The sequence below is a fragment of the Yoonia sp. genome (assembly GCF_036770585.1).
Taxonomy (GTDB): Bacteria; Pseudomonadota; Alphaproteobacteria; order Rhodobacterales; family Rhodobacteraceae; genus Yoonia.
The window spans coordinates 1-9659 of sequence record NZ_DAIPIW010000086.1; the positions used below are offsets into that span (position 1 = coordinate 1).

Sequence of the window (9659 nt, forward strand, 5' to 3'; positions counted from 1 at the left end):
TCTTCAACAACATCAGCCAGTTGTGGAACCACAACCAGTTCTGGGAGATGATGGGCCCGGGCGACAGCAAGATGCCGCCAGAGCTGGAAAAGGCGCTGGTCGAAAACTTCGGGTCTGTTGACGACTTCAAGTCGAAATTCTCGGCCGCAGGCGCAGGGCAGTTCGGGTCGGGCTGGGCCTGGCTGGTCAAGAACGCCGATGGTTCGCTGGCCGTGACCAAGACGGAAAACGGCGTGAACCCGCTCTGCTTCGGTCAGACTGCACTGCTGGGCTGCGATGTCTGGGAACATTCCTATTACATCGACTTCCGCAACAAGCGTCCGGCCTATCTGACCAACTTCCTCGACCATCTGGTCAACTGGGAAAACGTCGCAAGCCGCATGTAAGCGGCGCGCTTCTGGACAAACACGAAAGCCCGTGGGACATCTCCTGCGGGCTTTTTTGTCGGGGAACGGGATGACGGGACCAAGTCTGGATCGGATCAGGGCAGCGCAGGCGGCGCTTGCGGGGCGGGTGATCGAAACGCCGGTCTTGCCGCTGGCCTCGGCCCGCTGGGACGGGATACTGCCGGACTGCGCCAGCGTGACGCTGAAGCTGGAGCTGTTCCAGCAGGCGGGGTCTTTCAAGGCGCGCGGGGCCTATCTGGGGATCGCGGGCCTGCCAGAGGTGGAGCGGTCGAAAGGCGTCGTCGCCGCCAGCGGGGGCAACCATGCGCTTGCGGTCTCATGGGCGGCACAGGCGGCGGGTGTGGATGCGCTGATCTGCATGCCGCGTGCCACCGACCCCGCGCGCGTCGCAGGCTGCAAGGCGCTGGGCGCGACGGTCACCCTGCACGACGACATGGCCAGCGCCTTTGCCGCGATGAACGCGGCGGCAGACCAAGGCCGCGTCCTGATGCACCCCTTCGAGGCAGAGCACATGATCCTCGGGTCTGCGACCTGCGGGGCGGAATATCTGGCGCAGGCGCCGCAGGTGGACACCTTTGTCATTCCGGTCGGTGGCGGCGGGATGATCAGCGGCATGGCCGCGGCGATCAAGCAACTGCGGCCGCAGGCGACCGTCATCGGGGTCGAGCCTGTCGGGGCGGACAGCATGACACGCAGCCTTGCCGCCGGCGCGCCGGTGCGGCTTGATCATGTGGCGACGATTGCAGACAGCCTTGGCGCACCGCTTGCCATGCCGATGACCTTTGCCGTGGCGCGCGACCATGTGGACGCGATCGTCACGATCGACGATGGCGAAATGCTGCGCGCGATGGACCGTTTCCAGACCATCCTGCGGATCACCGCCGAGCCTGCCTGTGCCGCATCGCTCGCCGCCATTCTGGGGCCGCTGAGAACCAGACTTGCCGGGCGGCATGTGGGGATCGTGGCGTGCGGATCGAATATCTCGCTTGCCCGCTACGCCGAACTGATGCGCGCGTCAGACGTCTGAGCGCAGCAGCTTTTCCAGCTCGGCGATATCGCTTGCGACCTGCACGAAGGCCAGAATATCGTCGCCGGCAAAGCCCTGTTCGACGATATGTTCCAAAAGCGTCATGAGCGGGTCCCAGAAGCCGCCGACATTCAACAGGATCACCGGCTTGCTGTGCAGCTTGAGCTGCCGCCATGTCAGCACCTCGAAGAACTCGTCCATCGATCCGGCCCCGCCGGGCAGGACGACAACCGCCTCGGCATTCATGAACATGACTTTCTTGCGCTCGTGCATCGTCTCGGTGACGATGAACTGGTCGAGATCACGCTTGCCGACCTCCCAGTCCAGCAGATGTGTCGGGATCACGCCGAAGGTGGCGCCGCCCGCCTCTTGGACGGCCTTGGCGACACGCCCCATCAGGCCGACATCGCCCGCGCCGTAGACAAGCCGCCAGCCGTTCGCCGCGATCATCCGGCCCGTGGCCTCGGCGGCCCTTGCATAGGCCGCGTCGCGCCCGTCACGTGAGCCACAATAGACACACACTGATTTGAGATTGTCCGACATTCGCGCTCCTTTTACCGTGCTTGCTTTACGGGTCATAGCGGCGTTGCTAACTTGCCTCAACCGAATGCGGTGGGGGCGGCCGGTGACAGGCGCTGCAATAGGGGCGAAGGCGTGACGGAACAGGATACTCCGAAGGGCAGATCGGTCCTTCTTGGCGCTGTGTTTGCGGTTCTCCTTGTGGGCGCGGCGTCCGTGTTACTGCTCGAGACAGAGGTTTCACTGGAAACCGGGGCCGGGACCACTGCCCCTGAGGATCCCGTGGTTGCCGATGCGCCCGATGCGCCCGAAACGACCGCCCCGTCAGTCGTCGCGGAAGAAACCCTGCCCGAGGTCGTGGCCGAGGCGCCGCCCGCGCCGCCCGAACCGCTTGCCCCCTCGTTCGATACCTTCCGCGTCGAGACCGACGGCAGCATGGTGATCGCGGGCCGCGCCGCGCCGGGGCAGATCGTCGATATCGTGCTTGCGGGCGAAGCGATCGACCGGGTGACCGCCGACGATATCGGGGCCTTCGTGGCCTTCAGCTTTGCAGGTCCGTCCGACCAGCCGCGCAGGCTGCTTCTTGTGGCCGATCCTGATGGCTTGGCGGTGGAATCCCTGACCAGCTATATCGTCGCCCCGATTGCGGCCCCCGTTGTTCTGGCCGAGGTCGAACCGGTGACCGACGACAGTCCCGTGCTGGCAGAACCCGTCGGGGAAGCAGCGCCGGTGACCGATGCCGAAACCCCGACGCCAGAGGACATCACAGCCGCCGATACATCCGTCCCCGTGATCGCCGAAACGGCGACCGACGCGCCCGATGATGCACCGCTGGTCGAGACCACGCCGGCCGCCCCGCCGACCGTCTTGCAGGCCGACGCGCAAGGCGTCCGCGTGGTGCAGGGCGCGCAGGCCGCAGCGACCGACAACGTGGCGCTCGATGCGATCACCTATGACGCGCAGGGCGAGGTGCAGCTTTCGGGCCGTGCGACCTCGGATCAGGGCGAAGTGCAGGTCTATATCGACAACCAACCTCTGGCCGCCGCACCGATCACCGCCGGGGACTGGCGGCTCGATCTGCCCAGCCTCGACACCGGCGTCTATACGCTGCGCGTGGACGAGGTCGATACCGTGGGCACCGTGGTCTCGCGGATCGAAACGCCGTTCAAACGGGAAGAACCCGCCGAGGTCGCCGCCGTTCTGGCCGAGGAGACCGCGCAGGAAGGGTTCGAGGTCGCCGTGCGCACCGTGCAGCCGGGATCGACGCTTTGGGCCATCGCCGAGGCGACCCTTGGGTCGGGCATCCTCTATGTCGAGGTTTTCGAGGCCAACCGCGACCTAATCCGCGATCCCGACCTGATCTATCCGGGCCAGATCTTCCGCATCCCGGGCGTCACCGAATAAGGTCGCTTCCGTCTGGTCTTATCCGGCGCGGGTCCCTATTTATGGGCACCGCAGACCGGAGACCCCATGCGTAGCCTGACGAAAACCCAAACCAATCTCGACGATGCCCGCATTCAGGGCTGGACTGTCATCAAGCGGGTGATCCCCTACCTGTGGCCCGAGGGTCAGAGCTGGGTGAAGCAGCGGGTGGTCATCGCGCTTGCGGTGCTGGTTCTGGCCAAGGTGATTGCGGTCACCACACCTATTTTCTACAAGCAGGCGGTCGATGCGCTGGCACCCGAGGGGGCCGAGGCCGCGACTGTTCTGGGGCTGGGTGCTGTCGGGCTGACACTGGCCTATGGCATGGCGCGGCTGATGACCGTGGGGTTCCAGCAGTTGCGCGATGTGATCTTCACGCGGGTGGGGCAAAGGGCGTTGCGGCAACTGGCGCTGGAAACCTTTACCCATATCCACCGTTTGTCGCTGCGCTATCACATCACCCGCAAGACGGGGGGGCTGTCGCGCATCATCGAGCGCGGGGTGAAGGGCGTGGATTTCCTTTTGCGGTTCCTTTTGTTCTCGATGGGGCCGCTGGTGCTGGAACTCTTGATGATTTCGGTGGTTCTCTTTTTTCTCTTCGACGTCTGGTATCTGGCCGTCGTCGTGGTGACCATCGCGCTTTACGTCTGGTTCACCTTCAAGGTGACCGAGTGGCGCGTGAAGATCCGCAAGGAAATGAACGATCAGGACACCGACGCCAACCAGAAGGCCATCGACAGCCTGCTGAACTTCGAGACCGTCAAGTATTTCGGGGCCGAACGCTGGGAGGCCGACCGCTATGACAGCGCGATGGCGCATTACGAAGTGGCCGCGATCCGCACCAACTATTCGCTGGCCTTCCTGAACTTCGGCCAGTCTTTCCTGATCACCGGCGGGTTGGTCGCGGTGATGGTCATGGCCGCCATCGGCGTGCAGCAGGGCGATCTGACCGTGGGCGATTTCGTCATGGTCAACGCCTATATGATCCAGATCACGATGCCGCTGAACTTTCTCGGCACTGTCTACCGCGAGATCCGGCAGGCGCTGATCGACATGGGCGATATGTTCGACCTTCTGGGCCAACCGGCCGAGGTCACGGACAAGCCGGATGCCAAAGCGTTGCAGGTCAGCGGGGGCAGGGTCACGATGAAGGACGTTGTTTTCGGCTATGACGACGCGCGCCCCATCCTCAAGGGGATCAATCTGGATGTGGCCCCGGGAGAGACGGTGGCGATTGTGGGCTCGTCCGGGTCGGGGAAGTCCACAATTGGCCGGCTTTTGTTCCGCTTTTATGACGTCGGCGGCGGGGCCCTCCTGATCGACGGGCAGGATGTGCGCGACGTGACGCAGGAAAGCCTGCACGCGCAGATCGGTGTCGTGCCGCAGGATACGGTCCTGTTCAACGACACGGTGCGCTACAATATCGCCTATGGCCGCCCCGACGCATCCCATGACCAGATCATCGCGGCGGCGCGGGCGGCGAAGATCCACGACTTCATCGCCAGCCTGCCCGATGGTTACGAAACAACGGTGGGCGAGCGGGGCCTGAAGCTGTCGGGCGGCGAGAAGCAGCGCGTGGGCATTGCCCGCACCCTGCTGAAGAATCCGCCGATCCTGCTTCTGGACGAGGCGACATCGGCGCTGGACACCGAGACCGAGCTGGAGATTCAGGCCGAACTGAAACTGATGGGCGAGGGGCGCACGGTGATCACCATCGCGCATCGGCTCTCGACGATTGCCGATGCCGACCGGATCGTGGTGCTGGAGAATGGCGTGATCGTCGAAGAGGGCAAACATGATGATCTGATTGCCCGCGACAGTCGCTATGCGCATCTGTGGAACCGCCAGTCCGAGGAAGCCGAGCTTGTGGCGGAACAGCAGGCGAAGCAATCGTGATGGCGAATAACCGTTCTGCGGGTCGCATCGCTCTTGTTCATCCCGCCGCCTTCACGATATGAACGCGGCCAACCGGATTTGATCCAGCCTTGATGGGGGGCGACAGGTGAGCGACAGCGACAGTTTTATCAACGAGGTCACCGAAGAGGTCCGCCGCGAAAAGCTTTACGGCTATTTGCGGCGCTATGGCTGGATCGCGGTGGTCGTGGTGCTTGCGCTGGTCGGCGGGGCGGCCTTCAACGAATATCGCGCGGCACAGGCGCGCGCCGCCGCCGAAGCCACGGGCGACGCCTTGCTTGCGGCCTTTGTGATCGACGATCCGCAGGCCCGCGCCGCGGCGATGGCCGGGATCGAGACGACGGGCGCATCCGCCGCTGTCGCCCTTTTGTTGCGGGCCGCGACACAGCAAGAGGCAGGCGATGACGCCGCTGCCGCCGCAACGCTTGCGGAACTGGCCACGGCTGGAGGTATTCCCGACCTCTACCGCGACCTTGCCACGCTGAAGGCGGCCATGCTGCCGACCGGTGATCTTGCCACCCGCCGCGCCAGCCTCGAGGCGATTTCAGCGCCCGGTCGCCCCTTTGCCCTTTTGGCGCAGGAACAGCTTGCCTTTCTGGCGCTGGAGACCGGCGACAGGCAAGCTGCGCTGACCATCCTGCGCCAGATCAACGAGGCGGCCGAGGCGACACGCGGGTTGCGTGAACGGGCCCAGACCCTCATGGTGGCGCTGGGTGATCCGCTGCCCGAACCCGTCAACCAGTAGCCGGATTGGATGTGACTGCCGTGACCGTAAAAGCCCTCGTTGCCGGAGTTCTTGGCCTGACGCTTCTTGCGGCTTGTGGCGAGGATGAAATCATCCTGCCCGGAGACCGCTTCGACATCCGCCCCGAGACAGTGACCCAGAACGTGGCCGCGCCGATCAGCCTGCCTGCCGCGCGTCAGAATGCCGAGTGGACGCACCTGAACGGGTCGGCCAGCCATGCAATCGCGCATCCGGCGCTGGGTTCGACGCTTGCGTCGGTTTTCAGCGTTCCCATCGGTGAAGGCGACAGCGACCGCGCGCGCATCACCGCCCATCCGGTCGTGGCGGGCGGCATTGTCTACACGCTGGATGCGCGGGCGCGGGTGACGGCAAGCTCTGCTGCCACAGGTGCCACAGTCTGGACGCGCGACCTGACCCCGCGCCGCGACGGCAACGATGACGCCTCGGGGGGCGGGTTGACTGTCAGCGACGGTCTGCTTTTCGTCTCGTCCGGCTTCGGCGCGCTTTCGGCCCTTGATGCAGCGACAGGCGAGACCCGCTGGGTGCAGGACCTCGATGCGCCCGCGGTTGCGCCGGCGACGGTGCGTGGCGATCTTGTCTATGTGGTGGGACGTGACAGCACCGCATGGGCCCTGAACATCGGCAATGGGCGCATCGCCTGGCAGCGGTCGCGTGCGCCATCGGTCGCGAATTTCGCAGGCAGCGCCGCACCGGCCGTATCGGGTGATTATGTGGTCTTCCCTTTCCCTTCGGGCGAGGTTCTGGCGACCTATCCGCTTGGCGGGATCGAGCGGTGGTCGTCGGTCGTCTCGGGCGCGCGTCTGGGCAGTGCGACCTCGCTGGTGACGGATATCTCGGGTGATCCCGTGATCGCGGATGGTCGTGTCTATGTCGGCAACTTCGGCGGGCGGACCGTGGCCTTCGATCTCGACAGTGGCGAACGGCTGTGGACGGCCCGCGACGGGACTGTCAGCCCGGTCTGGCCGGTCGGCAATGCGGTCTTCCTGCTCAATGACATCAACGAACTTGTGCGTTTGAACGCCGCCACCGGCGAGGCCGTCTGGCGCGTCGCCCTGCCGCGTTTCGAGGACGAGGAAGACACCCGCCGCCAGCGCAGCGTCTTCAGCCACTTCGGTCCGGTTCTGGCCGGTGGGCGGCTGGTCGTCACCTCGTCGGATGGGCTGATCCGGTCCTTCGATCCCGTTTCGGGCAATCTGATCGGCCAGACCGCGCTACCGGGCGGGTCCGCTACGGGTCCGGTGATTGCGGGCGGCACGCTTTATGTCGTCAGCAAGGACGGGCAACTCCACGCTTTCCGTTGACGCGGCATTGGTGTATCGGGCGGGTCTAATCCGTCAGGAGCCGGTTCATGAGCTTTACCCTTGCCATCGTGGGGCGTCCGAATGTGGGCAAGTCCACCTTGTTCAACCGTCTGGTCGGCAAGAAGCTGGCGCTTGTCGATGACCAGCCCGGGGTGACGCGCGACCTGCGCGAGGGCGAGGGCCGGATCGCCGATTTGCGCTTTACCGTGATCGACAGCGCCGGTCTGGAAGAGGCGACAGATGACAGCCTGCAAGGCCGGATGCGCCGCCTGACGGAACGTGCCGTCGAGATGGCCGATGTCTGCCTGTTCATGATCGACGCGCGGGCCGGGCTTTTGCCCGCGGACGAGGTTTTCGCCGATATCCTGCGCCGCAAGAACGCCAATGTGATCCTTGCCGCCAACAAGGCCGAGGGCAGGACGGCGGATGCCACGATCCTCGAAGCCTATGCCCTTGGGCTGGGCGAGCCGATCCGCCTGTCGGCCGAACACGGCGAGGGGCTGGTCGATCTTTACAACGCGCTGCTGCCCATCGCCGAAGGCAAGGCCGCGCAGGCCGAGGCCGACACGCCCGAAACGGACGTCGATGTCGGCGACGACGACGAGGATACGGCCCGCGTCCCGACCCGCGCGCGCCCCTTGCAGATTGCCGTGGTGGGCCGTCCCAATGCGGGCAAGTCCACGCTGATCAACAAGATCATCGGCGAAGAACGCCTGCTGACCGGCCCCGAAGCGGGGATCACCCGCGATGCGATCTCGGTTCTGACGGACTGGGGCGATGTGCCGATGCGGATCTTCGACACCGCAGGCATGCGCAAGAAGGCCAAGGTGCAAGAAAAGCTGGAAAAGCTGTCGGTGTCCGATGGTCTGCGGGCGGTCAAGTTCGCCGAAGTCGTGGTCGTGTTGCTGGATGTGGAAATCCCCTTCGAACAGCAGGACCTGCGCATCGCCGATCTGGCCGAGCGCGAGGGGCGGGCGGTTGTCGTCGCGGTGAACAAATGGGACACCGAGGACGACAAGCAGGACAAGCTGCGCGAGTTGAAGGACAGTTTCGAGCGTCTGCTGCCGCAGTTGCGCGGCGCGCCGCTGGTCACGGTCTCGGCCAAGACGGGCAAGGGGCTGGACCGCTTGCAGCAGGCGATCATGCGCGCGCATGAGGTCTGGAACCGCCGCGTGACGACAGCGCAGTTGAACCGCTGGCTGACGGGGATGCTGGAACAGCACCCGCCACCGGCCCCGGGTGGCAAGCGGATCAAGATGCGCTATGCCACGCAGGTCAAGACGCGGCCACCGGCTTTCGTCGTGATGACCTCGCATCCCGACATGGTGCCGGAGAGCTATAAACGCTATCTTGTCAACGGGTTGCGCACCGACTTTGACATGCCGGGCACACCGATCCGGCTTTATCTGCGCGATCAGGGCGACAAGAACCCCTATAAGGACAAGAAGTCGTCCCAGCCCTCGCGCCTGTCAAAGCACCTCAAGAAGGGGTAGCGGCACGGGCCCTCAGCGTCAGTCCGAGCAATGCGACAATGCCAAGGGCGGCAAGGGCCGAGACGCCCCATAGGTCCAATTGGTTGGCGACGATGATGCCGACCAGCGCCCAGATCACCGTCAGCGCGTATGAGGGTGCGGCAGTGCGCAGGATGACCGGCGTCGCGACGACCAGCGCGCCGGTGATCCCGATATAGGCCCAGCCAGTGGCGTCCGTCAGCACGCCATAGCCCGCTGCCGTGCTGCCTAATGCGACGAAAGACGCAGCCGTCAGCCAGCCGGCATAGATGCCGACAGGCACCTTGAACCACCAATGATCCTTGGCGGGGGCGCGCAGCAGGGCCATGATCGCCCCTGCCGCCATGATGAAGATCGTGACGGTGGCCCAGACGGCCGATGCGTTTGCGATGGCGAGCCACGGCGTGCCGACGCCCAGACTGACGATCAACGGCAGGCGGGCACGGTTCCACGCCGGATTGGTCTTCCGCTTGGCGATCCCATAGACGGCCGAGACCACAAGCCAGCCATAGATCAGCCCCCAGATCGCAAAGGCGTAGCCAGCGGGCTGGATCGGCGGCTCGATCTGCGGGATCGGCAGTTGATCGGCACGAAAGCCGCTGAAAGGGCTGGTCAGGGCGGGCGAGACGACAAAGGTGATCGTCAGAACCAATGTGATCAGTGCGTAATACCGTCCCATATCTAGACCAACCGCCCATCGGCGCTGATGTGCGTGGCCCCCTGCAGGTAGGGGTGCAGCACCTGCGGCAGATCGACCGCACCATCCGCCTGCTGGCCATTCTCGACCACCGC

At 64.8% G+C, this 9659-nt stretch carries 9 protein-coding genes; 7 read left to right on the forward strand and 2 right to left on the reverse strand.

Translation table 11 applies throughout. The features are described 5' to 3' along the window. Both V7N12_RS12385 and V7N12_RS12390 read left to right on the forward strand, forming a co-directional pair. Positions 1-386: superoxide dismutase (locus V7N12_RS12385; RefSeq protein ID WP_333714911.1), on the forward strand; the 386-nt coding region annotated here is incomplete at its 5' end. Positions 387-456: 70 nt separating this feature from the next. Continuing rightward, positions 457-1434, forward strand: a complete 978-nt coding sequence (locus V7N12_RS12390; protein ID WP_333714913.1) for a threonine ammonia-lyase — start codon at positions 457-459, stop codon at positions 1432-1434. Here V7N12_RS12390 and V7N12_RS12395 read toward each other — a convergent pair. Further along, on the reverse strand, positions 1423-1977 hold the full coding sequence (locus tag V7N12_RS12395; protein ID WP_333714914.1) for a TIGR00730 family Rossman fold protein: 555 nt from the start codon (positions 1975-1977) through the stop codon (positions 1423-1425). The genes V7N12_RS12390 and V7N12_RS12395 overlap by 12 nt on opposite strands. Positions 1978-2169: 192 nt before the next feature. Between V7N12_RS12395 and V7N12_RS12400 the strand changes: the two genes are divergently transcribed. The 5 genes from V7N12_RS12400 to der all read left to right on the forward strand — a co-directional run bounded on the left by V7N12_RS12400 (position 2170) and on the right by der (position 8849). Beyond that, positions 2170-3357, forward strand: coding sequence for a LysM peptidoglycan-binding domain-containing protein (locus V7N12_RS12400; protein ID WP_333714915.1), 1188 nt, complete (start codon positions 2170-2172; stop codon positions 3355-3357). A 66-nt stretch (positions 3358-3423) separates the two neighbouring features. Next, entirely contained in the window at positions 3424-5271 is a 1848-nt protein-coding gene (locus tag V7N12_RS12405) for an ABCB family ABC transporter ATP-binding protein/permease (protein WP_333714916.1), read from the forward strand. Between the two features lie 106 nt (positions 5272-5377). Further along, positions 5378-6034: a hypothetical protein gene (locus tag V7N12_RS12410; RefSeq protein WP_333714917.1), complete on the forward strand. Its 657-nt coding sequence runs from the start codon at positions 5378-5380 to the stop codon at positions 6032-6034. A 20-nt stretch (positions 6035-6054) separates the two neighbouring features. Further along, entirely contained in the window at positions 6055-7356 is a 1302-nt protein-coding gene (locus V7N12_RS12415; protein WP_333714918.1) for a PQQ-like beta-propeller repeat protein, read from the forward strand. 47 nt (positions 7357-7403) lie between these two features. Then, positions 7404-8849 carry a ribosome biogenesis GTPase Der gene (gene der, locus V7N12_RS12420; RefSeq protein ID WP_333714920.1) on the forward strand — a complete coding sequence of 482 codons (1446 nt, stop codon included), beginning with the start codon at positions 7404-7406 and terminating at the stop codon, positions 8847-8849. Here der and V7N12_RS12425 read toward each other — a convergent pair. Beyond that, complete coding sequence (locus tag V7N12_RS12425) at positions 8836-9546, reverse strand: hypothetical protein (protein ID WP_333714921.1); 711 nt, start codon at positions 9544-9546, stop codon at positions 8836-8838. The genes der and V7N12_RS12425 overlap by 14 nt on opposite strands. Between the last annotated feature and the right edge of the window lie 113 nt (positions 9547-9659).